29 protein-coding genes are annotated in these 24,635 nt (G+C 69.1%); 13 read left to right on the top strand and 16 right to left on the bottom strand.

Annotation, left to right across the window (positions count from 1 at the left end; genetic code table 11):
* From fdxA to H521_RS0112710, 3 genes are all read right to left on the bottom strand, one after another.
* Window positions 1–188: ferredoxin (fdxA, locus tag H521_RS0112720; protein ID WP_022893407.1), on the bottom strand; the 188-nt coding region annotated here is incomplete at its 3' end.
* 87 nt (window positions 189–275) lie between these two features.
* Window positions 276–929 carry an NADPH-dependent F420 reductase gene (locus H521_RS0112715; RefSeq protein WP_022893406.1) on the bottom strand — a complete coding sequence of 218 codons (654 nt, stop codon included), beginning with the start codon at window positions 927–929 and terminating at the stop codon, window positions 276–278.
* Window positions 926–1,786, bottom strand: coding sequence for a helix-turn-helix domain-containing protein (locus H521_RS0112710; RefSeq protein WP_022893405.1), 861 nt, complete (start codon window positions 1,784–1,786; stop codon window positions 926–928). Before H521_RS0112710 ends, H521_RS0112715 begins: the two co-directional genes overlap by 4 nt.
* Window positions 1,787–1,938: 152 nt before the next feature.
* Here H521_RS0112710 and H521_RS0112705 point away from each other — a divergent pair, with 152 nt between their 5' ends.
* Both H521_RS0112705 and soxR read left to right on the top strand, forming a co-directional pair.
* Window positions 1,939–2,622: an SDR family NAD(P)-dependent oxidoreductase gene (locus H521_RS0112705; protein WP_022893404.1), complete on the top strand. Its 684-nt coding sequence runs from the start codon at window positions 1,939–1,941 to the stop codon at window positions 2,620–2,622.
* Window positions 2,623–2,681: 59 nt separating this feature from the next.
* Window positions 2,682–3,182, top strand: a complete 501-nt coding sequence (gene soxR / locus H521_RS23190; RefSeq protein WP_022893403.1) for a redox-sensitive transcriptional activator SoxR — start codon at window positions 2,682–2,684, stop codon at window positions 3,180–3,182.
* 54 nt (window positions 3,183–3,236) lie between these two features.
* On the opposite strand, the gene H521_RS0112695 is transcribed toward soxR, so the two are convergent.
* From H521_RS0112695 to bla, 7 genes are all read right to left on the bottom strand, one after another.
* On the bottom strand, window positions 3,237–4,748 hold the full coding sequence (locus H521_RS0112695) for a PucR family transcriptional regulator (RefSeq protein ID WP_022893402.1): 1,512 nt from the start codon (window positions 4,746–4,748) through the stop codon (window positions 3,237–3,239).
* A complete protein-coding gene (locus H521_RS0112690) occupies window positions 4,745–5,785 on the bottom strand; it encodes an S-methyl thiohydantoin desulfurase domain-containing protein (RefSeq protein ID WP_022893401.1) in 1,041 nt (346 codons plus the stop codon). The genes H521_RS0112695 and H521_RS0112690 overlap by 4 nt, the downstream gene beginning before the upstream one ends.
* A gap of 9 nt (window positions 5,786–5,794) precedes the next feature.
* On the bottom strand, window positions 5,795–6,892 hold the full coding sequence (locus H521_RS0112685; RefSeq protein ID WP_022893400.1) for an S-methyl thiohydantoin desulfurase family protein: 1,098 nt from the start codon (window positions 6,890–6,892) through the stop codon (window positions 5,795–5,797).
* Window positions 6,889–7,992 (bottom strand): S-methyl thiohydantoin desulfurase family protein, encoded by a 1,104-nt coding sequence (locus H521_RS23185; protein ID WP_022893399.1) that lies wholly within the window; start codon window positions 7,990–7,992, stop codon window positions 6,889–6,891. The genes H521_RS0112685 and H521_RS23185 overlap by 4 nt, the downstream gene beginning before the upstream one ends.
* 1 nt (window position 7,993) lies before the next feature.
* A complete protein-coding gene (locus H521_RS0112675) occupies window positions 7,994–9,541 on the bottom strand; it encodes a hydantoinase/oxoprolinase N-terminal domain-containing protein (RefSeq protein ID WP_022893398.1) in 1,548 nt (515 codons plus the stop codon).
* A gap of 58 nt (window positions 9,542–9,599) precedes the next feature.
* Window positions 9,600–10,937: a purine-cytosine permease family protein gene (locus H521_RS0112670; protein ID WP_022893397.1), complete on the bottom strand. Its 1,338-nt coding sequence runs from the start codon at window positions 10,935–10,937 to the stop codon at window positions 9,600–9,602.
* A 122-nt stretch (window positions 10,938–11,059) separates the two neighbouring features.
* Complete coding sequence (bla, locus tag H521_RS0112665) at window positions 11,060–11,833, bottom strand: class A beta-lactamase (RefSeq protein WP_425393595.1); 774 nt, start codon at window positions 11,831–11,833, stop codon at window positions 11,060–11,062.
* Between the two features lie 211 nt (window positions 11,834–12,044).
* On the opposite strand from bla, the gene H521_RS25510 reads away from it, so the two are divergent.
* The 3 genes from H521_RS25510 to H521_RS0112655 all read left to right on the top strand — a co-directional run bounded on the left by H521_RS25510 (window position 12,045) and on the right by H521_RS0112655 (window position 13,742).
* Window positions 12,045–12,197, top strand: a complete 153-nt coding sequence (locus tag H521_RS25510) for a helix-turn-helix domain-containing protein (RefSeq protein WP_084512332.1) — start codon at window positions 12,045–12,047, stop codon at window positions 12,195–12,197.
* Window positions 12,198–12,283: 86 nt separating this feature from the next.
* The gene (locus H521_RS23180) at window positions 12,284–12,850 is read left to right on the top strand and encodes a hypothetical protein (protein ID WP_156891414.1); all 567 of its coding nucleotides are present in this window, start codon (window positions 12,284–12,286) and stop codon (window positions 12,848–12,850) included.
* Window positions 12,807–13,742, top strand: a complete 936-nt coding sequence (locus H521_RS0112655; RefSeq protein WP_022893395.1) for a serine hydrolase — start codon at window positions 12,807–12,809, stop codon at window positions 13,740–13,742. The genes H521_RS23180 and H521_RS0112655 overlap by 44 nt, the downstream gene beginning before the upstream one ends.
* Before the next feature lie 120 nt (window positions 13,743–13,862).
* Here the strand turns inward: H521_RS0112655 and msrA are convergent, their stop codons facing one another.
* Together msrA and msrB are read right to left on the bottom strand one after the other, a co-directional pair.
* Window positions 13,863–14,384, bottom strand: a complete 522-nt coding sequence (gene msrA, locus H521_RS0112650) for a peptide-methionine (S)-S-oxide reductase MsrA (RefSeq protein ID WP_022893394.1) — start codon at window positions 14,382–14,384, stop codon at window positions 13,863–13,865.
* The gene (msrB, locus tag H521_RS0112645; protein ID WP_022893393.1) at window positions 14,381–14,842 is read right to left on the bottom strand and encodes a peptide-methionine (R)-S-oxide reductase MsrB; all 462 of its coding nucleotides are present in this window, start codon (window positions 14,840–14,842) and stop codon (window positions 14,381–14,383) included. Before msrB ends, msrA begins: the two co-directional genes overlap by 4 nt.
* Before the next feature lie 254 nt (window positions 14,843–15,096).
* Here msrB and H521_RS26440 point away from each other — a divergent pair, with 254 nt between their 5' ends.
* Window positions 15,097–16,014, top strand: a complete 918-nt coding sequence (locus H521_RS26440; protein WP_245560984.1) for an aggregation-promoting factor C-terminal-like domain-containing protein — start codon at window positions 15,097–15,099, stop codon at window positions 16,012–16,014.
* Window positions 16,015–16,126: 112 nt separating this feature from the next.
* Window positions 16,127–17,191 (top strand): YihY/virulence factor BrkB family protein, encoded by a 1,065-nt coding sequence (locus H521_RS0112635; RefSeq protein ID WP_022893391.1) that lies wholly within the window; start codon window positions 16,127–16,129, stop codon window positions 17,189–17,191.
* 48 nt (window positions 17,192–17,239) lie between these two features.
* Here H521_RS0112635 and H521_RS0112630 read toward each other — a convergent pair whose 3' ends face one another.
* Window positions 17,240–17,473 (bottom strand): hypothetical protein, encoded by a 234-nt coding sequence (locus H521_RS0112630; protein WP_022893390.1) that lies wholly within the window; start codon window positions 17,471–17,473, stop codon window positions 17,240–17,242.
* A gap of 148 nt (window positions 17,474–17,621) precedes the next feature.
* Here H521_RS0112630 and H521_RS0112625 point away from each other — a divergent pair, with 148 nt between their 5' ends.
* The 4 genes from H521_RS0112625 to ligD all read left to right on the top strand — a co-directional run bounded on the left by H521_RS0112625 (window position 17,622) and on the right by ligD (window position 20,443).
* Entirely contained in the window at window positions 17,622–18,128 is a 507-nt protein-coding gene (locus H521_RS0112625) for a nitroreductase family deazaflavin-dependent oxidoreductase (protein ID WP_022893389.1), read from the top strand.
* An 82-nt stretch (window positions 18,129–18,210) separates the two neighbouring features.
* Window positions 18,211–19,005: a lysophospholipid acyltransferase family protein gene (locus H521_RS0112620; protein ID WP_022893388.1), complete on the top strand. Its 795-nt coding sequence runs from the start codon at window positions 18,211–18,213 to the stop codon at window positions 19,003–19,005.
* A 65-nt stretch (window positions 19,006–19,070) separates the two neighbouring features.
* A complete protein-coding gene (locus H521_RS0112615) occupies window positions 19,071–19,361 on the top strand; it encodes a DUF2277 domain-containing protein (protein WP_022893387.1) in 291 nt (96 codons plus the stop codon).
* A 62-nt stretch (window positions 19,362–19,423) separates the two neighbouring features.
* Complete coding sequence (gene ligD / locus H521_RS0112610; RefSeq protein ID WP_022893386.1) at window positions 19,424–20,443, top strand: non-homologous end-joining DNA ligase; 1,020 nt, start codon at window positions 19,424–19,426, stop codon at window positions 20,441–20,443.
* 1 nt (window position 20,444) lies between these two features.
* Here ligD and H521_RS0112605 read toward each other — a convergent pair whose 3' ends face one another.
* The gene (locus H521_RS0112605) at window positions 20,445–21,245 is read right to left on the bottom strand and encodes an isocitrate lyase/PEP mutase family protein (RefSeq protein ID WP_022893385.1); all 801 of its coding nucleotides are present in this window, start codon (window positions 21,243–21,245) and stop codon (window positions 20,445–20,447) included.
* Window positions 21,229–22,161, bottom strand: coding sequence for a cytochrome P450 family protein (locus tag H521_RS25855; protein ID WP_022893384.1), 933 nt, complete (start codon window positions 22,159–22,161; stop codon window positions 21,229–21,231). Before H521_RS25855 ends, H521_RS0112605 begins: the two co-directional genes overlap by 17 nt.
* A gap of 65 nt (window positions 22,162–22,226) precedes the next feature.
* Here H521_RS25855 and H521_RS23170 point away from each other — a divergent pair, with 65 nt between their 5' ends.
* Complete coding sequence (locus tag H521_RS23170) at window positions 22,227–22,949, top strand: ArsR/SmtB family transcription factor (protein ID WP_022893383.1); 723 nt, start codon at window positions 22,227–22,229, stop codon at window positions 22,947–22,949.
* On the opposite strand, the gene H521_RS23165 is transcribed toward H521_RS23170, so the two are convergent.
* Window positions 22,928–23,653 (bottom strand): GTP pyrophosphokinase, encoded by a 726-nt coding sequence (locus tag H521_RS23165; protein WP_022893382.1) that lies wholly within the window; start codon window positions 23,651–23,653, stop codon window positions 22,928–22,930. The genes H521_RS23170 and H521_RS23165 overlap by 22 nt on opposite strands.
* 131 nt (window positions 23,654–23,784) lie before the next feature.
* Here H521_RS23165 and H521_RS23160 point away from each other — a divergent pair, with 131 nt between their 5' ends.
* Window positions 23,785–24,621 (top strand): MBL fold metallo-hydrolase, encoded by an 837-nt coding sequence (locus H521_RS23160; protein WP_022893381.1) that lies wholly within the window; start codon window positions 23,785–23,787, stop codon window positions 24,619–24,621.
* Window positions 24,622–24,635: the final 14 nt, after the last annotated feature.

Raw genomic sequence — 24,635 nt, 5'->3', positions numbered from 1 at the left:
TCGGGAAGGTCGTCTTCGTAGTAGATCGCCTCGACGGGGCACACGGGCTCGCAGGCCCCGCAGTCGACGCACTCGTCGGGGTGGATGTAGAGCGAACGTTCGCCCTCGTAGATGCAGTCGACCGGGCACTCGTCGATGCACGCCTTGTCTTTGACATCGACGCACGGGAGGGCGATCACGTAGGTCACGGCTGGATCACCCGGTTCATCTCTCGCATGCTTCTACCGTAAAACCTCAAGTAGCCTTGAAGTCAAAACGAGGGCGCGGATGTCGCATCACGTCGGGAAGACGGGCACGGCCCTTCGCAGATTGAGCGCGAGTTCTTCGCGATTCTGCCGGGCGTGATCGATCCACGCGGGTTGCCCCGGAGCAGAACGCCACGATTCGCTCAACGGGCTGTTGTCGACCGTGTCGAATCCGAACTGGTCGTACAGCCTCGTGACGAGTTCGACCGCTTCGGGAAAGTCGCTCGAGACCGACAACGCGCGCCGGGCAGGGTCGCCTGCGGGGCGGCTCGTGGAGAGCAGGCTCGGGGCCTGGATGTGCGTGAACGCCTTGGCGACCTTCGACGCGGGGAGCTGCTCCTGGCGCAACTCGTGGACAGTCGTCTCGCCGGAGTCGACCCTGACGAAATGGCCGTCGCGCCAGCTCATGTAGTTGTTCGTGTCGAGCACGATCTTGCCCGCGAGCTCGGCGGCCGGCATGTCGTTGACACGACTGAGGGGCACGGCGATGATCACGAAATCTCCCGCCGCCGCGGCATCCGCAGCAGATGCGGCACGCGCCCGCCGACCCAGCTCGTCGATGAGACCGTTCAGGGTTTCCGGTCCGCGGGAATTCGCGATGACGATCTCGTACGAGTTGGCGATCGCCGCGCGTGCGATCTGGCTTCCCACTTCGCCGGCGCCGATGATCCCGATGGTCGTCATGCGCGGGACTCCTGGAGTCGGATGTGAGCCGACGGGGCGGGGAGGTGCGCGGAAGCCAGCACGGCGAGTTTGTCTGCATCGCTGGATCCGGCGTCGGGGTGATACACGACGAGCGTCAGGCCCTCGGCCCCGCCGATGCTCAACCGCTCGCGGTTCAGCGTCAGCTCCCCGACCTGCGGGTGATCGATTCGGAGTGGCGTGCCGCGCTGTCCCCGTACTTCATGGCGCGCCCAGAGCTGGCGGAACCGAGGGCTTGCCAGAGACAGCTCACCGGTCAGTTCGATGAAGCGAGGATCGTCGATCTCGTTGCCCACCGCCTGTCGCAAGCTTGCGACGAGGCATTCCGTGACGTCTTCCCAGCCAGGGTGCAGCGCCTGCTCCGCCGGCTCCAGGAACAGGTCGCGCAGCTGATTTCCCCCGACCGCGAGGCGGGGCGAGATCGCTCGTGCAAGGGCGTTGGAGGCCAGGATGTCGAAATACCGTCCTTCGACGAAGGCGGGCTGAACGAGGGAGTCCACGAGCTTGACCACGCCGGCCGGTGCGGTCTCCTTGCGCGGTCGGCGTCGGCGCTGCCTGGGCGATTCCGCAACCAGCGTTCGCAGGTGGGCGACATGGTCATCGTCGAGCTGGAGTACACGGGCGATCGCCTCGAGCACCTGTGCCGATGGGTTGCGATCACGGCCGCGCTCCAACCGCAGGTAGTAGTCGGCGCTGATGCCGGCGAGCATGGCGACCTCCTCTCGACGCAGCCCGGGCACACGCCGCGCACCTGCGTCGGGGATCCCCGCCTGGCGAGGCGTGACCAGCTCGCGCCGGGCGCGCAGAAACGCACCGAGGGCATTCGTCGTTTCGCGCATATGACCACCGTATGGCTCTGCAGGACGGGCGGCGCGGCCGAGAGGGGGCCCTGCTGCACCCCAGGTTCGAGGGGGCTCTCGTTGGCCTGCGCGATCGCTCATAACGTTTCCAACGGTCCGTTCGGGCCACGTATTTCAGGAGGAAAGAGCGCATGAGCATCGCACTGATCACCGGGGCCAACAAGGGCATCGGCTTCGAGACCGCCAGACAGCTCGTGGAACTGGGCCACGTCGTCTACGTCGGCGCACGCGATGTCGAACGGGGCGAGAGGGCCGCGGCGACACTCGGCGCGCGGTTCGTGGAGCTCGACGTGACCGACGACGCTCTGGTGAGCCGTGCGCTGGCGACGATCGACTCGGTCGAAGCCCGCCTCGACATTCTGGTGCACAACGCGGGCATCCAAGAGATCGGTGCCGATGGTCCGACTGCTCTACGGGCCTTCGACACCAACGTGGTGGGAATCGGACGGGTCACGGAAGCGGCGTTGCCCCTGCTGCGCAAGTCATCGAACCCGAACGTGGTCACCGTCTCGAGCAGCGCGGGGTCGTTCTGGGCGGTGACCAACCCCGACCGAGTCGAGTTCCACCTGACGAACGCGGTCTACGCCGCGTCCAAGGCGGCGGCGACCATGCTGACGCTCCAGTACGCCAAGTCCCAGCAGGGCATCAGGTTCAACGCCCTCGAGCCCGGTTACACCGCCACTGACATGACCGCGGCGTTCGCGGGCGGAAGGCCGGCAGAGGAGAGCGCCCGGGCCGTCGTGCGCCTGGCGACTCTCGACGCCGATGGACCGACCGGCACGTTCCGGGACGATGCAGGGGATCTGCGCTGGTGACTCCGTCCTCGATGAGCAGAAACCTCAAGTAGCCTTGAGGTCAAAGCGAGAGGGCACGGATGTCGCAGCATGACGCACACGAAGCGGATCGGCTCGAGAGTGCACGGCACGCACCTGATGAACTGCTGACGGTCGGCGAGATGAGTCGCCGCACGGGTGTGGCGCCCTCGGCGTTGCGGTTCTACGAAGACCTCGGGCTCATCGCGTCGCATCGCACGGGCGGAAACCAGCGACGCTACCCCCGTCACATGCTGCGCAGGGTCTCGCTCATCGCGGTCGCCAAACGCCTCGGCATTCCGCTCTCCGACGTGCACTCGGCGTTCGAGAACGTGCCGCTCGACACCACTCCGAGCCACGATGACTGGCAGCGCGCGTCGCGCCGGTGGAAGCGCCGCCTCGAAGAGCGACGCCTCGGCATCGAGCGGCTCGAGCGGGAGTTGACGGGATGCATCGGCTGCGGATGCCTCTCGATGAAGGCGTGCGGCCTGCTGAACCCCGATGACGCCCTCGGCAATGCCGGGGCCGGGCCGCGAAGGCTCGAGACCGACGCCGTCGACTGAGCAGCAGTGCACGAGAGTGCGGCGAGCCTGCACGTCGTGCAGCCATCAGCGCTCTCAGCTGCGAACGGCCCGGCAGGCGAGATGCAGGGCGAGGCGCACCTCGGGGTCGGCCATGTCCACACCGAGCAACTCCTGTGCGCGCTGCACGCGAGTGGCCACCGTGTTGCGATGCAGCCCGAGCGCTGCGGCCGTCGCGGCGATACCGGACTCGTGGTCGAGATACGCCGACAGTGTGGTGAGCAGCTCGCCACCTCCCGACTGCAGCGGCGCGAGCAGCGACTTCGCCGCGGGCACGAAAGTGTCGTTGCCGGTCCACGCGAGCAGCAACTGCTCGAGCCCGAGACCGTCGACGCGAACGAACCAACCCGTCGTCGAGCGGTCGACCGCGATGCGGGCGGCATCCGACGCTTCGCTGAGCGATGTCGTGAGCCCGAGAGCGCCCGCCTCGATGGACCCGACGCCGGTGGCGACGTTGAAGTCGCGTCGAGCCGCGATGTGCAGCTCGCGAAGGGAGGTGACGTGCAGTTCGACCTGCTGTGCGGTCGGCGGCTCGGTGAAGGTCAGCCAGCCGCTGACCCCGCGCCCGCTCGTCGTCGCGTGCGAGTCGGCCGCGATCGCGCCGAGCTCGTGCGTCACGAAACGGAGCAACTGGAACGTGTCGACGCGAGAGCGGCCGATGACACGGAAGGCGAGGTGGTACCCCGTGGTGCGCCAGCCCCGTTCGAGCATGCGCCGCTCCACTTCGGGATCGGCGGCTCCCCGCAGGTCGACGAAATCCCGCAGCACCGCCGACGAGACCGAGGCGTCGCTCACCTCGGCCACCTCGTCGATGAGGATCCGCGCCGCGACGGCCGGCATCGCGACCTCCGCCGCGACCGCGAGCGCGCTCAATTGCGGGTCGCTGAGACCGTCGCCGAAGAATGCGATGCGCAGGCCCGCTCGACTCGGGCTGTCGACGCGCACGGATGCCGCGGTGCCGGTGCCGGCCCGTGCGACATCCACCCACGGTGCGAAGTCGATGGCGGAGTGGACGGCCGCATCGAGATGGCCACCCGATTCGAGCAGCACGCCTTCGGTGTCGACGAGGGCGATGCCGTGGCCGACACTCGAGCTGAGGTGTCGCAACAGATCGGCGAGGCCGTCGGCGTGGTATTCGATCGATTGCGCCACCTTGCGCACATAGCTCAGGGTGAGCGCATCGCGGGCCTCGAGCAACTGCCAGCAGGCCTTCGCGAGCACCATGGGCTTGTCGACGTGCAAGAGGGCGAGGTGCAGTCGGCCGGCCAGCGTGCGGGTGCCGGCGCCGAATCCGTCGGCATTCGGCACCGCGAGTGCTCGGAATCCACGATCGCGAGTCCGACGGACCAGGGCATCCTGCTGCCACGGGGTGCCCGGCGGTGGTGCGGTGAGGATCGCGAGGCGGTCGCCGCCTGCCGCCGGGAGTTCGGCTTCGGCCGTTTCGATCACGACGTCGCTCCACGCGGCGTCGCCCGGACCGGCCACGACGCGTAGGCCGCCGTTCGCCGGGTGTGCGAGCAGCGCGCTCAATCGAAGCTGTTCGCTCACGTCTCCACTCCGTCGAGTTCGGCGATGCCGTACGCGGAGGGAACGACGCGTCGCAGGCGGTCGTTCGACGCCGACCACCATTCCGGCGCGGGCAGCTCGAGAACCGAGATCGTTCGCGCCATGGTGAGCTCAGTCGCCTCGAGGATGTCGCGTGAGATGGCATCGAGCACGACGATGATGGTCGGAGCCGCCGCCGCGAGGCGCCCGTCGGTCATGAAAGCGAGCGTCTCGGATCGCGTGATGAGGCGATGCACCTCGCCGCCGGCTCCGCCGATCTCGATCGAATTGACATGCGGATCGCCGGCGTCGGGCGCGATGGCCGTGACGCGTCCGTGGCCGAGCACCCGGCCGCCGAGCGCGGCAGCGAGCTCGGTCAGGGGCGCGGATGCCGCTGCATCGAAGGCCAGCCCGAGCTGCAACGCCCGAACGGTGCCGCCGTGCATGGCGTGCTCGGTGAGGTCGCCCACGGTGAAGCCGGCGAAGACGGTGCCGCCTGCCCCGCCGGCCTGGATGATGGCGGAACGGATGACCCGCTCGAGGTCGACCGGGCGGCCGGTCTGCACGAGCATCACGCCGCCGGCTCCCGTGTCGCACGTGGCGATCACGCCGGGCACCTGGTCGACGAGCAATGACATCTGGTCGAGACCGGGCACGGCACGCCCCGTGAGATCGGCGTCGACGAGGATGCGCTCGTGCGCGAGCGTCAGGGGAGTGAGCCCGTTCAGGCCTCCGCCTTCGAGCGAGCAGACGACCGGCACCCGATGCCCGAGCCAGCGCTCAGCGGCCGCGATGAGCGGGGCGAACGGAGTGTCGCCGGGAAGACGCTCGCCCAGCAGCATCGTCGAGCCGACGAAGGCCGCGCCGAGGCACGGCAGCATCGGGTCGAGCTCGTCGAGGTCGTACAGCGTGATCGGCCAGTCGTCGGCGCCGGCCAGGGCGAGCTCGAGCATGGTCGTCGCCCCTCCTCCGCCCGAACCGAGCAAGGAGTACCCGCGCGCGAGCGCCGGCAGCTGCGCGCGTTCGAGGGTTCTCGCCATGCCGCCAGCCTAGGCGCGCGACTCCACGGGCACGAAGGGCTCGTTCAGTCCGAACGCCGTCGGGCCGAACGCCGCCAGGGCGGCGGGTGTGCGCATCATCTCGGGTGTCGAGATGCCGAGCACCCGCACGCGCTGGCCGTAGCGCAGGCCCTCGGTCGTGATGGGCTCGGCCGATTCGTGATCGACGACGCAGATGAGGTCGGGCACGATCGCGACGACGACGCCGTCTTGTCGTGCGACGAGGTTCTCGTTCTGGAACGAGATCTCGAAACGCTCCGCGCTCCCCGGATCGAGCGAGGAGATCTCGGCACGACCCTTCGCGAACCCATCCGTCGTGCGTCGCTCGACGTCGGTCACCTTGCCGACGAACAGCTCGCGCACGTGCGAGTAGAGCGTCGGCGCGAGGGTCTCGGCGATGGCATCGAACGGCGATCGGTGCGACTCGCGCGCGAGCCGGATGGCGCGACCCAGGTCGAGCGCCATCGAGATCGTGCGGGGCACCGCGGTGCGCTTCACGTCGGCGCCGCTCATGGCGTACTCGGCGATGTGCCCGACGCCGCCGAGACGGATGGTGATGCCACGGGCGAGCCATTCCATCTGCCGGTCATCGTCTCCGGTGTCGATGATCACCCGCTCACCCCGCTCACCGGCCAGGGCGAGCGGGGAGCCGTGGACGCCGTACACCGCGAACGTCTCCATCGAGAGCCCGGGGAAGGCGCGTCCCATGCCGTCGGCATCGACGACCGGCAGGCCGGTCTCGGCCGCGACGATCAGGGGGATCATCGAGTTGATGCCGCCGCACTCGATCGGCATGGTGGCATCGGCCCGCCGGCCGAGATGGTCTTCGAGCGTGCGCAGGGCGAGCGTCGGCTCCGTGCCGGCCGGAATCTTCTCGATCATCACCGTCGGCGCCCCCATCTGGGCGGTCGGGATCACGAAGAGGTCGTCGGCGAGCTCATCGGGGTCGAGGATCGTGATCGACCCGTCGCCGAGCACCCGCTCGACGAGCATCTTGCCGATGTACGGGTCGCCGCCGCCGCCGGTGCCGAGCAGGGTCGCGCCACGTGCCAGGTCGGGCAGGTCGGCGGCGGTCAACTGCCAGCTCATGCGGCGCCTTCGAGGGATGCCGCGGCAACCGCGTCGACGGTGCCGTCGAAGCGGTGCGCGGGCAGGTCGTAGCCGAAGTACCCCGGCCCCACCATCGCCAGCGCCTCGGCGGAGTGCCAGCGCTCGTCGCTCGGCGCGCTGATCACGCGAACTCGCTGGCCGTAGCGGAGGGCCTCGGTCGTGATCGGCTCGCCGGAATCGTGATCGAGCACCATGATCAGGTCGGGCGTCGTCGCGAGGACCGTACCGTCGGATTCGGCGATCAGGTGTTCGTTCTGGAACGAGAGCGTCACCGAGGCATCCGCGCTCTCGATGCGTGCGCGACCCCGCGCGAACCCGGTGGTGGTCGCCCGCTGCACGTCGACGACCTTGCCCGCGAAGAGCTCACGGCCGCCGAGCAGGCGCACCGTGCGGTCGACCGGGTCGGCCTTGTCGTCGCGGGCGGTCGTGATCGTGCGGCCGATCTCGACGCACTGGCTGAGCGAACCGGGCACGAGTGCTTCGCGGGCCTGCAGGCCCGACATCGGGAACCCCGAGATCATGATCGAGCACCCCATCTCGACACAGGCGACCCGTGCGATGCGTTCGGTCCAGCTGTTGTCGACGGTCTGCAGCACGCCGATGTTGCCCTTCTCGTCGCTGAACGCGAGCGGCGATGCCGTGACTCCGTAGAGGGTCGGCAGCACCATCTGCAGTTCGGGGAACGCGCGCCCCATTCCGTCGGCGTCGAGGAGCGGCAGGCCGAGGGCCGCAGCGGCGGCGATCGGGATCGTCGAGTTCACGCCCCCCACCTCTGCGCAGGCGATGTGGGTCACCGGCCGGCCGAGATACGTGCCGAGCGCGTGCACCGGCGCGGTGACCTCGTCGAGGCTCGGCAGCTTCTCGACCATCACGGTGGGGGCGCCCATCATGGCCACCGTCAGTACGACGGCGTTCTCGGGCACCTCGTCGAGCGAGACGACCGTGACGTCGCCGTGCTCGCGCAGGGCCTGCGTGGCGAGGAGGGCGCCGATGTACGGATCGCCGCCGCCACCCGTGCCGAGCACTGCCGCCCCACGCGCGAGATCGGGAATCTGCTCGGCGCTGATCGTCCAGCTCATCTCACACCCCCATGTCGAGGTCGCCGACCGCTTTCACGCGGATGCGCGTCGCGTTGCCGGGCAGGTAGGGGATCGGCACCTCGTCGAAGTCGACGATCGTGACCGTCTTCGGGGAGGCGCCCGCGGCGATCGCCTTGTCGATCGCTTCGGCGCGAACTTCGGCCAGCGCCGCGTCGCGTCGGCCCGGCTCGATCGCGTACACCTTGTCGATCTCACCGCCGACCTGGGCGATCGAGGCGCCGATCGCATTGGCGACCGCGTAGTTCTCCGGCCGGTGCACCGTTCCGAAGAGCGTCAGCTCATCGGGCAGCAGGATGGAGCCGCCGCCGACGGCGACGACCGGAATCGGCTCCGGCGAGGTGCGCATGCGGTCGACGGCTTCGGCGACCCGCTCGGCGATGCGTGCGAGCACTCGCTGCACGAGCGCCGGGTCGAGGTGCGCGACCTTCGACGGGTCGCCGATGTCGGCGCGCCCCGCGGCGACCGCGATATCGGTCGCCGTGAGCGTCGAGCCGCCGAAGACCAGCGCCTCGCTCGTGAGGCGGTAGCCCACCGACTCCGGCCCGACCTCGCCGGTCTCGATGTCGACGATGCTGCCGCCGCCGATGCCGAGCGAGAGCACGTCGGGCATGCGGAAGTTCGTGCGGATGCCGGCCACCTTGACTTCATTCGAGGTCTCGCGCGGGAATCCGTTGATGAGCAGACCGATGTCGGCGGTCGTGCCGCCCACATCGACGACGGCGCAGGTCTCGAGCCCGCTCGTCAGGGCGGCGCCACGCATCGAGTTCGTCGGGCCGGAGGCGAACGTCGCAACCGGGTAGAGGCGCACATAGTCCTCGTCCATCAGCGTGCCGTCGTTCTGGCTGAGGAAGATGGGCGCCTCGATGCCCTGCTTCCGCACCGCGGTGCTCAGGCCGTCGACGATCTCGGCGGCGAGCTCGCGCAGCGCTGCGTTGATGATCGTCGCGTTCTCGCGCTCGAGCAGCCCGATGCGTCCGATCTCGTGCGAGAGCGAGATCGCGACGTCTGGTCCCAACTCCTCGGCGATGATGCGCCCGGCCTCGACCTCGAGATCGTGGTTCACCGGGCTGAACACCGACGAGACGGCCACTGAACGGATGCCGGCTGCCTTCATGTCGGCAGCGTGGGCACGCAGCTCGTCGGGGTCGAGCGGAGAGATCGGGCGCCCGTCGAATTCGTACCCGCCGTGGGCGAGGTAGCTCCTCGCGCTGATCGCAGCTACGAGGGCCTCCGGCCAGTCCACGAGCGGTGGCAGCGCCTTCGTCGCGGGCAGCCCGAGCCGGAGTGCCGCCGTTGGTGCGAGTCGCTTCGCCTGCACGAGGGCGTTGATGAAGTGGGTCGTGCCGATCATGACCGCATCGATGTCGGCTCCGGCGAACGCGTGGCCCGATCGAAGGTCTTCGATCGCCTGCACGATGCCGCTCGTGACATCCGGAGTGGTGGAGTGCTTGACGCCGGCGAGGACTCGCGTGCCGTCCATGAGCACTGCGTCGGTGTTGGTGCCGCCGACGTCGATGCCGATATGCATGATTCTCGCTTTCTGGTGGTGCGGGGTGCAGAGTTCGTGGTGCGCGGGCGGGCGCGGGCTAGGCCGAGACCTCTTCGACCGACTCCTCGACCTGATGGGTGCGCGCCGTGCCGATGCCCTTCACCCAGCCGAGCTTGCCGGCCACGATGTAGAGCACCATCGAGACGACGAGGGAGAGCACGGGAGGGATGCCCCACGTGACGAAGTAGCCGACGAGCGCCGAGGCGAGCCAGATCACGATGGTGGCCGGCACCAGGCGGGGAGCGGTCGCGGGCAGTCTGCCGGTTGCGCGCGTGGCGTCGAGTTCACCGCGCCAGCGCTTCACCACGAAGTACTCGGCGACCATGATGCCGGCGATGGGCGGGAAGGCGACACCGAGGATGATGAGGAACTCGGTGAACTGCCCGAGGATGCCGACCGCGGCCAGCACCGAGCCCACGACACCGAGCACGATCGTCGTGGTGACGCGGTGCAGATTGCGGTTGAAGGCGGTCGAGATGAAGTTCACGAGACCGAGGGTCGAGGAGTAGAGGTTCCAGTCGTTGATCTTCAGCGTGCCGGTGATCACGATGATGAGGCCGATGAAGCCGATCGACGAGGTGACGATGGCGACGATGTTGCCCGATGCCGCGGCATGCGCGAGCAGCACGCCGGCGAGCCCGATCACGAATTCACCGAGGCTCACGCCCACGACCGTCTGCTTGACCACATCGGCGGGCGAGCGGTTGAACCGGGTCATGTCGGCCGTGATGATCGCTCCGACGATGAGGCCGCCGGCGACGATGCCGGTGCCGGTCCAGACGCTCATGGCAGGGCCGGGCGCCGGGCCGGTGAGCAGCTCACCGAGGTCGTGCTGGGCGAGCTCGCTGATCACCGACCAGCCGACGAGGATCAGGAAGAGGGGCACGGTGATGTTCGCGAGCCACTGCATGCCCTTGAACCCGAACGCGACGATCGCGGTCACGGCGAGGCCGAAGATGAGGCTCCACGACCATGCGGGCATGACCCCGGGCATGAGCGCGTCGAGCGACTCGGCCGAGATGGCGCTCTGGATTCCGAACCATCCGATGAGGCTGATGCCGATCGCGAGGCCGACGAGCGAGGCGCCGATCTCGCCGAAGCCCGTCCACCGCGCGAGGAGGGCGGTGTTGAGGCCCTCCTTCTGGCCGATGATGCCGACGATGCACATGATCACCTCGAGGATGATCGAGCCGAGCAGCAGTGCGAGCGCGGCTTCGCCGAACGTCATGCTGTAACCGAGGGTCGCACCGAGCAGGAACTGCGAGAGTGCGGAGACCTGGCCGAAGCGCTGCACGGCGATGCCGAACCACGGCTTCTGTGCATCGGGGGTGACGCGGGAGAGGGCGAAGTCGTCTGCGTGAGCCAAGCGAGCCATGAGCGTCCTTCAGGAGTGGGGGAATGGTTGCGCCCACGTTAGCCATCGGATGCGTTGCATCCCATGTGCATGCTGCACCAGAAGTGCATCAGATTCAGCACATTGCACTGCGCTCGGCCCAATCACTCGGCGACGACGATGCGAGTGACCTCGGCGAGAACATCCTGGTTGTTCGGTGCGTCGGCGCGATCGGTTCGAGTCATGATCGCGAGGGTTACCGGGGCCTCGCCTGGCCGCCACACAATGCCGGCGTCATTGACCACGCCGTAGCCGCCGAGGCCGGTCTTGTCGGCGAGCTCGAAGGGCGGTGTCAGACCGGCGAGTATGCGCCGACCCGACGTGGTGTTGCGCAGCATCCACTCCTGCAATCGTGCACCGGTCAGAGCGCCGGCGCCGTGATCGAGCATGAGGAGCTCGAAGAGGAAGGCGATGTCGTCAGGCGTCGAGGTGTCCCGCTCGTCGCCCGGGAGCGCCTCGTTGACCTCGGGCTCCGCCCGGTCGAGACGGGTTCGCTGCGCGCCGAGGGATCTGGCGAATGTCGTCACCGCTTGCGTGCCCCCGAGCTCCCGCAGCAGCAGGTTGCCCGCGGTGTTGTCGCTGTACCTGATCGCCGCATCGGCGAGTTCCTCGGGTGTCGCTTGCCACGTGTCGGTGTTCAGCTTCGTCGAGTCGCCGACCCGATCGGCGATCGTGAACGGGATCGGCGTGGACCAGTACACCTCGTCGTACCCGCGGGCCTGCACGAGCGCTGCAGCGGCCAGGCTCTTGAACAGCGAGCACATCGGGAACAGCTCGTTCCCGCGGTAGCGGAAGGCATGCCGTGAACCATGCACGAGCGCGGTGACCCCGATCGTGACGGCGTTCGACTGCTCCAGTGCGCGGAGCGCTTCGTTCATGCGTCCTCGACCGCTGAACGAGGGGGAGGCGATGGCCGGTGCGGTGGTCGACGCGCTCGCGACTCCTGCGGCGGTAAGGCCGCCGAGCGCGATGAGCGAGCGTCGGGTGATGGGCGTTCGGGAGGTGCGATTCGTCATGGCGGCAGTCTCTCGTCGGCGTATCGATGCGCACAAAGCGAATTAAGTGCTCATTCATGCAAGAATCGCATGCATGCCTCGACAGCTCGACGTGCTCTCGGCCTGCGAGGCGTTCGTCGCCGTTGCCGAGCGCGAGAGCTTCACGGCCGGAGCGACCGCGGCCGGGCTCACCCAATCGGTCGCAAGCCGGCGCGTCGCGGCGCTCGCGCAACGCGGCTACCGCTGACGGTCGGCGTGCCGAACGGCTGCGATGCGGCGGCGACGGCGCGGCTGCGGGCTGCAGCGCGCGAGCAGCGCATGCAGGTGGAGCTCATGCCCGCGCGACCCACGGATCGCGCCGAGGCGCTCGCGAGCGGACGCATCTCGCTCGCACTCGAGCCCGTGGAGCCCGACCGTGCGCGGTGGTCGATCCTTCTGGGAATCGCGGGAGCCGCGTCATCCGCCACGGAGGGGGACTTCTTCCTCGCCGAACTTCGGCCGCGGCGTGGGAACGACACGGTGCGGCGCATCTGGCTGCAACCGGAAGACGATGTGCCGCCCGTGCGCGATCGCATCGAGCGTGCTCGCAACGGTGCGGGCCTCATCCCGTCGCAGATGCGAGTGGCCGATTCCGTCATCACCGCGATGTCTGAGGCACTCGGAGACGACCTCGTGCTCTGCTCGCCACGCGAGGCACACGAGTTCGGTCTTCACTGGCGCGCCCTCGGCGACCTGCACCTCAGACGCGGCTATGCGCTCGCCGCGCGAGATGCGCACCTGGGGGAGCAGTTCGTCGCGGCAGTCGGTCCATTCCTCGCGGAACTGCTCGGAATGGGCGCACCGGAGGTCGACCGACATGCGGTCGACGACGGCACGCTCGTGGGTGATCATGCAGGGTGATCAGGCGGTCCTGCGGCAAGCAGCAGCCGTACTCGGCGAGGCGGGGCTACGCGCATCGGTCGCCGTGAAAGACCTCAGATCGGGCCGGGGACTCGCGATCGAGGCCGACGAGCCGTACCCGCTCGCGTCGGTCGTGAAGCTGCCGCTCGCGCTCGCAGTGCTCCGCCGTTTCGGCGACGGAGACCTCGACCCGGCGTCGCCGGTGCAACTCGACGCCACTGAGCGCACTCCGGGACCGACGGGGCTCTCGCAGTTCGAGCATCCGGCCACGGTCGCCGTCGAAGACCTGCTCGGCCTCGCCGTGTGCGCGAGCGACGACACCGCCGCCGACGCGCTCTTCAGGTTCTGCCCGCCCGAGGCGGTCACTGCGATGCTTCGGGAGCTCGGCGTGACCGGCATCACGGTTCGCCATTCCATCAGCGAGCTGCATCGTACGCTGGCCGATCGGCTCGCGCCCGACGAGATGCCGCAAGCGCTCGCTCTCGCAATCCAGGCGTCCACCGCCGGCAAAGGGCATCTGATTCCGCAGCTCGACGTGACCAACGCGAACGCGGGAACCGCGAGGGCGCTCATCCAGCTGCTCGAATCGATCTGGTGCGACACGCGATTCTCTGCGGTCAAGGCGCCGTTGCGTCGCCTGCTCGGCCTGAACATGATGCGTCAGCGACTTGCTCCCGACCTCGAGTCCGATGACGCTGCGTGGCACTCGAAGACCGGCACGTTCCTGCACCTCCGGCACGAGGTCGGCGTGCTCGAGCACGCGGATGGCGGCGTCTTCGCGATCGCGGTGCTGAGCGAGTCCTCGGTGCCTGCGAGGCGTCAGCCGGCGGCCGAACAGGCGCTCGGCCGTGCCGCCAAACTGCTGCACGACCGGGTGCGTTCAGCGGCGTGAGCCGCCGCGAACGATAGCCATGGCAGGTTGGCGTCCATCCCTCGCTCAATGCACCGAGCCCCGCCGGTTTCAGGCCGGCGGGGCTCGATGTCGCGTCGACTCGGGGCCGATTCGTTGTGGCTACGCGACCGACTCGCTGTCGCGCTTCGGCAGCTTCCAGCCCGGCCGCACGAAATGGCAGGTGTAGCCGTTCGGATACTTCTCGAGGTAGTCCTGGTGCTCGGGCTCAGCCTCCCAGAAGGGGCCGGCGGGGGAGACCTCGGTCGTCGCCGGGCCGGGCCAGAGGCCAGAGGCATCCACGTCGGCGATGGTCTCGTGCGCGATGACCTCCTGCTCGTCGCTCGTCGGAAAGATCGCGGAGCGATAGCTCGTGCCGATGTCGTTGCCCTGCCGGTTCTTCGTCGACGGGTCGTGGATCTGGAAGAAGAACTCGAGGAGGCCGCGGAACGACTCCACCTCGGGGTCGAACACGATCTCGATCGCTTCGGCGTGCGTGCCGTGATTGCGGTAGGTCGCGTTCGGAACGTCTCCACCGGTGTACCCGACTCGAGTGCTCAGCACGCCGGGACGCTTGCGGATCAGATCCTCCATGCCCCAGAAACATCCGCCGGCGAGAATGGCGGTCTCGGTTCGTGTGGTCATCGTGCGTTCTCCTGGTTCTCGAACAGTGCGCGGTATCGACCGTAGCCCGCATCCTCCAGCTCGGCGAGCGGAACGAAACGGAGGGCCGCGGAGTTCATGCAGTAGCGCAGGCCGCCCGCGTCGGCCGGCCCGTCGTCGAAGACGTGGCCGAGATGGCTGTCAGCGGCCGCCGAGCGCACCTCCACCCGCTTCATGAACAACGAGCGGTCGGTCTTCTCGGTCACCGCGTCGGGCTCGATCGGCTTCGTGAAGCTCGGCCAGCCCGAGCGGCTGTCGTACTTGTCGGTCGACGCGAAGAGGGGCTGGCCCGAGACGACGTCGACGTAGATGCCCGGCTCGTGGTGGTTCCAGTACTCGTTGCGGAAGGCGGGCTCGGTGCCGTCCTCCTGCGTGACCTTGTACTGATTGGGAGTGAGGCGCTCGACGGCCTCGGGAGTCTTGCGGTACTCGGTTGACACGGTTCCTCCTTGATCGGCGCCGCTGGCTGCGGCGTCATCAGGGAAAACGACGACGACAGCGGGGCTGTTCCGTGATTTCGGCGGTCAGACTGTGGATTCCCTGTGAACGGACGTGGATGACTTTCACAGGTAAAGCTGAGGTTCTTTCCAGAAGGCCTCGCCAGACTGGCCACTTCGCCCGGGCGCCCCCGCCCGTGGAACGTCGATCAAGGAAGCCCAGTGCTCGCGCTGCGGCGCTCCGCCTCGTGAAAGTCATGCAGAACCAGCCCTCATCTCTTGAAACCCCAACGCCCGAACGTCGCGAAGCTGAAGCCCTTCGCCTGCGCCCGCGCCGAAATCGACCACTCTGGCGGAGCGGGCCGATCCTCGCCGCCGGTGCTGTCGCCGTCGTCGGCGCCATGGTCGGCACCGGATTCGCGGTGCAGTCCGCCGTCGCCGCGCAAAGCGAGAGCATCGCAGCGACCGAGGCGCTGACGGCTGCCGCGAACCTCGACATCGAGCAGCTCGGCTCGCACGCCGGCATTCTCGAGGCGCGCGCCGTCAAGGAGGCGAACGACACGATCGTCGCCGCGTCAGACACCCTCGCCGCTGCGCAGGGCAAGGCCGACGCCACGGCGCTGGCCACCTCGGTCGCCGCTCTCGGCAACTACCGCCTGCTGGCGCCCGAGCGAGTGTTCGAGCTCGCCGATCTCACCCAGGCGCACGTCGCACCGGTGCAGGCCGCCGTCGCCGAGGTCGATCGCGTGGCGGCCGAGCAAGCCGCGGCCGCAGCTGCCGCAGCTGCCGCAGCTGCCGCTGCAGCCGCGGAGGCCGCAGAGGAGCAAGCCGCGCCGACCCCGACATCGCGCCCGAGCGGGCCCTCGAACCCCAGCGGCGCCCAGGCGATCGCCCGTGACCTCATGGCCTCCTCGTACGGCTGGGGCGACGACCAGTTCGGCTGCCTCGTCTCCCTGTGGGACCGCGAGTCGGGCTGGAACGTCTATGCTTCCAACTCCTCCAGCGGTGCGTACGGCATTCCGCAGGCGCTGCCCGGCAGCAAGATGGGCTCCGCGGGCGCCGACTGGCAGACCAACGCCGCCACCCAGATCACCTGGGGGCTCGGGTACATCGCCGGCCGCTACGGCACGCCGTGCGGCGCGTGGGACCACTCGGAGTCCGCGGGCTGGTACTGATTCCAGGCGAATGACGAGCGGCGGTGTCGTCGGGCTGATGCCCGGGGCACCGCCGTTTCGCGTTCCGTGTCAACCTCCTGCGCGGGGCATCCGTCGTCGATAGCCTGTCGTGATGAGCGAGCACGGGGTGGATGGCGAGCGCACGGCGCACAACAGTGCACGCTCGACGGGCGGCATCGCCGGTCTCGGCAAGCGGGTGACGGCATGGGCGCTGGCGCGCAAGCCCGTGCGGGCGTTCCTGCTCTACCAGGAGCACCACGGTGCGATGCTCGCCGACAGCGTGACCTACCGGGTGCTCTTCTCGGTCTTCGCCGGCGTGTTCCTCGGCTTCGCGGTCGCGGGCATCTGGCTGTCGGGCAATCCCGACGCGCTCGCTGCGCTCGTCGAGACGGTCGGCGCCGCGATTCCGGGTCTCGTCGGCGACGACGGGTTGATCTCTCCCGCCGACATCGTGCAGCCGCTGACGCTCAGCATCGCCGGTGTCGTGGCCCTCGTGGGACTCGTCGGGGCCGCCATCGGGGCCATCGGATCACTGCGTACGGCATTCCGCGCGATCGGCGACCAGCCCGACGACCGAACATTCTTCCTGTGGCTGCTGCTGCGCGACCTGCTCCTTGCCATCGGGTTCGGTGCGTTGCTCGCGGCAGCGGCGGCCGTGACCTTCCTCAGCACGTCGGCACTCGACGCCGCCTTCGACTGGCTCGGCATCGCGAGGCATGATCCGCTCGCCGACGCCGGCACGCGAGCCGTCTCGATTCTCGTGATCTTCGCGATCGACACTCTCGTGATCGCCGTGATGTTCCGGCTGCTCTCGGGCATGCGCCCGAGCGCCCGGTCGCTCTGGACCGGCGCGGTCATCGGCGGCATCGGGCTGACGGTGCTGCAGGTGCTGTCGAGTCTCTTCGTCGGCGGGGCCACGAGCAATCCGCTGCTGGCCTCGTTCGGTTCGCTGATCGCGCTCCTCATCTGGTTGAACCTGTCGAGCCAGGTGATCCTGCTCGCCGCGGCGTACATCGTGACCGGCATCGACGAGGAGCGTGATCGCGTGCACGCCCGGCACGGCGCGCCGACGGTGGCCATTCGTCGCATGCAGCATGCCGAGCGACGCGCGGCGGATGCGTCGGCTGAACTCGCCGACGCGCGTGAGGCGGTGCAGCGCGAGCGCGAAGGAGCGTGAGTCGCTTACGCCCGGCGCTCAGCGCCCGTCGTACCCGGGGGCCTCAGCTCACAGGGGCTTTCGTCCCGGGCGGATGACGGCGTCGGGTTCGACGATCTCGACCTCGTCGACCTCCATCTCGACCGTGTCGACGTCGACGTGTCGGCCCGCCGCCGATGCGTCGACGTCGGTGGCGTTCTCGACCTCCTCGGCGTCGTCTTTCGGCACTTCGGCGCTCAGGGGCAGCTCCGAGTCGGTGTACTCGCCACCGATCGGGTCGCCAGGGACAATCGGGTCGGACATCTTCCCTCCGATCAACAGGTGCTCGTCGCCGGATCGCGGCAGGCACCGCCAACGTTAGGTGCCCGCCCGCGCGCGGTGAAGGGGATTGACGCGCGCCTGCCGAGCAGGTTAGCCGGCGCTCCGAGTTCCGGCACGGCACAATGGGCAGATGCCGACCGTGCTGCATGTCGTTCGTTCCGTCGTTTCTCCGTTGACCCGCACCCGCCTCTTCCGTTGGGCCGGGCCGCGGGTGCTCCCTCCGGTCGAGCGTCTGATCAGCCGGGTCTCGGGCGGCCGAGTGCAGGTCAGCGCACTGCTCGTGCCGTCGCTCGTGCTGCACACGACGGGAGCGAGGTCGGGCGAGCCGCGCGAGAGCGCGCTCATGTACACCCCCGACGGCCGTGGGCGCGCGATCGTCGCGGGCACGAGCTTCGCGCGCGACCGGCATCCCGGCTGGACCTACAACCTGCTGGCGCACCCCGACGCCGCCATCACCGTGCGAGGCCGACGGATGCCGGTGCACGCGAGCCTCATCCCGGATGACGATCGTGAGGCAGCGTGGGCACGCATCGAGGCGCAGTGGCCGGGGTACCGGGCCTACGAGCGCGACTCGGGTCGCGTCGTTCGGTTGTTCCGGCTGCAGCCCGTCGAAGGGCTGCATCGCGCCTCGATGTGACGCCCGTTCGGTGCGCTGAAGGGGCAGGATTGGCTGGTCGGAGCCACAGGCCCCGTCCAGACCATACAACTACGCTGAACGGATGACGCGACGCCCCAGTGAACCGATCTACAGCACGGCGATCGCAGCCGGTCGTGGCCTCTTCGGGTTCTGGGGACTGAAGCGAAGGGTGTCGGGCATCGAGCACGTGCCGACGAACGGTGGTGCCGTGCTCGCGATGACCCACTTCGGGTACTTCGAGTTCGCGCTCGTGGAATGGGCGACCTGGCTCGCGAACCGTCGTCGCATTCGCTTCATGGCCAAGCAGGGTGCGTTCGACACTCCCGTGGTCGGCTGGCTGCTTCGCAGCATGAAGCACATCTCGGTCGACATGAAGGCCGGCGCCGCCGCCTATGCGAATGCCGTCGACGCACTGCGCCGCGGCGAGCTGCTCGGTGTGTTCCCCGAAGCCGGCGTCAGCGCATCGTTCACGGTACGAGAGCTGAAGACCGGTGCCGCTCGCCTCGCCGCCGAGGCCGGCGTGCCCATCATCCCGGTCGCGGTGTGGGGCGGCCACCGCCTCTTCACCAAGGGCCATCGCGTCAGGTTCTTCGAACGCTTCGGCGTGCCCGTGAGCTTCGCGTTCGGTGCGCCCATCGAGGTGGCGCCCGATGAAGACCCGCGATCGGTGACCGAGCGGTTGCGCTCGACGATGCAGGGTCTCGTCGACCGGCTCCAGGCCGAGTATCCCGTCGACGGCACTGGCGCATGGTGGCAGCCGCGCGCGCTCGGCGGCACCGCCCCCACGCCCGAGGAGGCCGCGGCGGCCGACGCCGCGAGAGATGCCGCCCGGGCTGCAGCGCGCGCCGCTCGCCCCGACGATGCCGGGCACCGCTGACGCAGAGCATTCGATCAACGCGGTCGGCCCGAGACATCCTCGCTTCCGCGGGTTAGGCTCGAAGCATGTGCAGGAACATTCACACCCTCCACAACTTCGAGCCCGCCACGACCGATGACGAGGTGCACGCTGCCGCGCTGCAATTCGTGCGCAAGGTGAGCGGGTCGACGAAGCCGTCCAAGGCCAACGCCGAGGCGTTCGACCGTGCAGTGGCCGAGATCGCGCACATCACGCGGCATCTGCTCGACGATCTCGTCAGCAGTGCACCGCCGAAGAACCGCGAGGTCGAGGCAGCCAAGGCCAGGGAGCGGGCAGCGCGCCGGTACGCCACGCAGGCGACCGCGCAGACCGCCTGAAGCCGAGGCGAACCAGCGCGGCAGCCGGGCGCGGCCAGCGGCGGGGGAGTAGCGTCGGGTCCATGGCCGACGCTGTCATTCTCACCGTTCCCGGTCCGCACGGCGATCGCGACGTGCGCATCTCCAGTCCGACGCGGGTGCTCTGGCCCGAATCGGGCATCACCAAGCTCGAGCTCGCCGAGTACTTCATCGCAGTGGGAGCGCCCTTCGTCGAGGCCAACGGCGACCGGCCGGTGTCGCTGCAACGGTTTCCCGGCGGCGCCGACGGAGAGCACTTCTTCTCGAAGAACCCGCCGAAGGGGGCGCCCGAATGGGTGCGTTCGGTGCCGGTCACGTATCCGAGCGGGCGCACGCACCCGCAGCTCGTCATCGATGAGCCGGCGGCAGCGGTCTGGGCAGCCCAGATGAACACCATCGTGTTCCATCCATGGGCTTCGCGTGCCGATCGCCCCGACTACCCCGATCAGCTGCGCATCGATCTCGACCCGCAACCCGGCACCGGATTCGCCGAGGCGGTGCCTGCGGCACTCGCGCTCAGGCAACTGCTCGGCGAGGTCGGGCTCACGGCCTTCGTGAAGAGTTCCGGCAGCCGCGGCATCCACGTGTTCGCTCAGATCGAAGCGGAGCACGAGTTCCTCGATGTTCGCCACGCCGTGATCGCGCTCGGCCGCGAGCTCGAGCGTCGCATGCCCGATCAGGTGACCACCAACTGGTGGAAAGAGGAACGCGGCGACCGCATCTTCATCGACTACAACCAGGCGAATCGCGATCGAACCATGGCGGGGGCGTACTGCCCGCGTCCACTACCTCAGGCCTCCGTGTCGTGTCCCCTCGAGTGGGACGAGCTCGAGTCGACCGATCCAGCGAGCCACACCGTACGCACCGTGCCCGAGCGGCTGCGCAGCCTCGGCGACCCGTGGCACGGCATGCAGAGCGCGCCCGGCAGCATCGACACCCTGCTCGAGTGGTGGGAGCGCGACCTCGATGACGGGCTCGGAGAGCTGCCGTTCCCGCCCGACTTCCCGAAGATGCCGGGCGAGCCGATGCGCGTGCAGCCCAGCCGTGCGCGGCAGGAACCCTGACTCAACTCTGCGCGAGCGGTAACCCGGCGAGTTCCGCGTACGACGGCACGTGAGACGAACCGTCCTCCGCCGAACCGGTGAGTGAGGCGAGGGCGGTCGTCGCCGCGCCGAGCGCGGTTCGGAAGAGCAATGATCCGGTGCTCACTCGCGCCACCCGGAGCTGCGCGAGCCGCGGCAGCGCGAGACCGGGCTGCACGAGCACGTTGAGCGGCGCCGGAATCTCGGCGGCCAGTGAGCTGATCATGCTCTCAGCCAGCACGCCGGGCACGAAGACGCCGGTCGCGCCTGCGGCCAGGTAGCTGCGGGCGCGGGCGACGGCGTCAGACCGTCGGTCGTCGGTGTCGCCACCGGCCTCGACCCAGAACGGGTCGGCCCTGGCGTTCAGATAGAGGGCGGGCGCCGCCGCTGCGATCGCCGCGACCTTCGCGGACGCGAGCTCGGGGTCGACGAGCCGACCGGCGGTGTCCGAATCCTCGATGTTGACGCCGACGCAGCCGATCATCGCGAGCTCGGCGGCGAGACGGCCCACCTCGTCGGGATCGTCGGAGCAGCCGGCCTCGAGGTCGACGGAGAGCGCGATGCCGTGTTCGGCGGCTCGCTCGGCGAGCACGAGCGAGGCCGCCGCGATGTCGCCCGCGCCGTCGCCTTTTCCGGCCGCGACGGCGATGCCGAGGCTCGTCGTGCCGATCGCTCGGTGGCCCGCAGCGTGCAGCCAACGAGCCGACGCGAGATCCCACGCGTTCGGCAGCACGAAGGGCGTGCCCGGCCGATGCAGGGCACGGAACTCATTCGGCGTGAGCATCGAACACAGCCCCCTTGGAATCGATCGGCGCGGCGCCGACCGATCGGCGACGCTCGTCATGGTCTCGCACGGCATCCACGATCGCTTCGGCGATCGCGAGCGCATGATGCGGCGCCGGGCACGCTCGAGCACCGGCGCCGAAGGCGAGGATCCGGGCCGGACGACCCTGCCCAGCTCCCCGGTCGGGTCCGTCGAGCCGGAGCGTGACGAGTTCGCCTGCGTCGCGCGCTCCGCCGTCTCGTGCCCGCCCGACGACTCGTCGGGTGAACGGCACAGGCGAGTGGTCGCGCAGCACGGCCTCGAGCAACCGCCGCGTCGGCTGCGCGCGTCCGTCACCCGCTGCGAGTTCGAGCGCCCGCGCGATCAGGCCCGCGGTCGCTGCGTACGCCTGCACGAGCAACTGCACGAGCAGCGCGCGGCCGTCGTCGTCGTGAGCGCCGGCCGCCTCGAGCAACTCGGTCACCGCGGCATCCGCGGCCCGGCTCGCCTCACCGGTCGGGTACACCGCTGCCACCGTCGCAACGAGTGGCGGCAGCACGTCGGGATCGGCGAAGCCGAGTGCCCCGGCGAGCGTGGCGACGGGAACGTGCCTGGCGCACGAGTCCACGACCACTCGATGCGGCATCGCATCCGTCGCCGCCATCGCCGTTGCCGTCGCGAGAGCCGCCTCCAGCACCGCGGCGGTGCGCGTTGCGGCGATCCGGGCCAACTCCGCTGGAGAGAGCTCGTCGAGCATCGCCTGCAGCAGCGTTCGACGTGCTTCGTGCACGGACCCGTTCACGAATCTCGAGACCCGGGCGCGGAAGCGGCCCATGGGGGAGTCGTCCGAACCGGCCTCGGGAACCGGGGACGCCGGGTCGGCGAGAACGCGCTCGACGTCGGCGCGATCGGTGATCTCGGTCATGATCGTGGTCATGTTCTCGACGCTATAGCCGTGATGCTTCGATGTCGGGCGAACCGTGCCCGCCGTATCGTTGGGGCATGCACGGAGATGCCGACCTCGCCGAGCCCGCCCGACTCATGGGCGAGCCCGCCCGCGCCGCGATGCTCGTGGCGCTGCTCGACGGGCGGTCGCTGCCGGCGAGCGAACTGGCGGCGATCGCCGGTGTCGCGCCGCCGACCGCGAGCTCGCACCTTTCGCAACTGCTCGCCGGAGGGCTCGTGACCGATCGCAAGCTCGGCAGGCATCGATACTTCGCCCTCTCGGGCCCCGACGTCGCCAACGCCGTCGAGGCGCTGCAGCAGATCGCGCCGCGCCGAACCGTCACTTCTTACGCGCAAGCCACCGCCGGCGAACGCCTGGCGCTGGCTCGATCGTGCTACGACCACTTCGCCGGCCGGCTCGCACTCGACCTCGCCGACGCACTCGTGGCCGACGGCGCGCTCGCCCAGCTCGTCGCCGGTGAGCCCGGCCGACTTCTCGATGCCGGCACGCCGCTCGCGGTGCGATTCCGGCTCGCCGAGCTCGACGGCGCTTCACGTCGCCCGGCAGTGCGCGGCTGCCTCGATTGGACCGAGCGCCGACCGCACATCGCGGGGCGCCTCGGCATGCACCTGCTCGAGCAACTGCTCGCCGAAGGCTGGGTCGTACGTCGGTCGGGTGATCGTTCGCTCCGGGTCACCGAAGCCGGCGACCGGGTGTTCGCCGCGCTCGCCCTTGCCGCGCGAGCGCGGTATACCGCTCAGACGTCGATGCCGGCCTGACCCGCGACGGGGTGCACGCCCAGCACCGTGGCGGGGGGAGCGCCGTGCACCTCGCGGTGGAGTCGCTCCATGCGGGCGTCGAGCTCGGCTGCGGTGTGCGCGGCATCGGTGAGCCCGTCGAGCAGTTCCTGCGGCACCTGCCGGTCGTACTTGTAATAGATCTTGTGCTCGAGGCTCGCCCAGAAGTCCATGGCGATCGTGCGGATCTGCACCTCGACGGCGACCGGGTGCGCGCCGGTGGAGAGGAACACCGGCACCTCGACGATGACGTGCAGGCTCTGGTAGCCGTTCTCCTTCGGCTCCTTGATGTAGTCCTTCACTCGCAGCACGCGGATGTCGCGCTGCGCCGTGAGCAGCTCGAAGATGCGGTACGCATCCGAGACGAAGCTGCAGGTGACGCGCACGCCCGCGATGTCGGTGATCGTCTCGCGGATGGTCTCGAAGCTCGGGTCGACACCTTTGCGCTGCATCTTCTCGATGACGCTGTCGAGGCTCTTCAATCGGCTCGAGATGTGCTCGATCGGGTTGTAGTCATGCGTCTGGCTGAACTCCTCGCGCAGGATTGAGAGCTTCGTGATCACCTCGTCCATGCCGAACTTGTAGCGCAGCATGAAGCGCTCGGTCTCGTCGCGGAGGGCGCGCATCTCGTCGAGCGTCTGACCGTCGATGGTCTCGAGCGTGCGTTGTGCACGCGCCGTGAGCATGGGCGGAGTGCCGTGCCGGGTGGGCGGGGTACCGTCGAGCGGAGTCACGGATGCCACGCTACGACGTGAAGCTCTGCATTCCCTTTGATCGCCGCGCTCGTTCGCCGTCGGCGCATCGCTAGTCTCGGAGGATGGCAGATTGGCTCACCGTGGCGCCGGGCATCCACCAGCGCAGGTACGATCCGTTCGACATCTCGGTCGTCGCCATCGAGGGCGGCGACGGGCTTCTCCTCGTCGACACCCGAGCGCAGCCGAGCGAGGCCGAGCAGCTCGCCGCCGACATCGCTGCGCGCTTCGCCCGGCCCGTGCGTTGGGTCGTCAACACGCACGCGCACTTCGATCACACCTTCGGCAACCAGGTGTTCGGTCCGGGCTCGACGACGGATGCCGCGATCTACGGGCATGCCCGCATCGCCGCGCATTTCGCCGAGTTCGAGGAGCCCCGCCTGGCCGCGTGGCGAGCCGACCCCGCGCGCGAGCCCGACCGGCAGTGGCACGATGTCGAACTCACCCCGCCGACGCATCCGATCGACCGCAGGGTCGAACTCGACCTCGGCGACCGCATCGTCGAACTCCGCCCGCAGCCGCCGGCGCACACCGACACCGATCTCGTGCTGTTCGTGCCCGACGAACGGGTGTGGCTGCTGGGCGACCTGATCGAGGAGTCGGGCCCGGTCATGTACGGCTCCGGCAGCTTTCCGCTCGGCTGGCCGGGCGTGCTCGACGCCCTCGCCGACGAGATGCAGCCGAGCGACCGCGTCGTCCCCGGTCATGGCCGCGTCGTCGACCGATCGTTCGTCGACCGTCAGGCAGCCGGGCTCCGAGTCATCGCCGACCGATTCCGCTCAGCGCACGACGCAGGCCTCACGGCCGCAGAGGCGCTCGCCGCGCACGCTGACTGGTCGATTCCGGTCGACGGGCTGGTCGGCGCGGTCGAGCGCGCCTATCTCGCGCTCGACGAGGCCTGATTCTCGCTGATCCC

This window comes from Agromyces subbeticus DSM 16689 (assembly GCF_000421565.1).
Lineage (GTDB): Bacteria > Actinomycetota > Actinomycetes > Actinomycetales > Microbacteriaceae > Agromyces > Agromyces subbeticus.
This window is presented reverse-complemented; position numbering and strand designations above follow the sequence as displayed.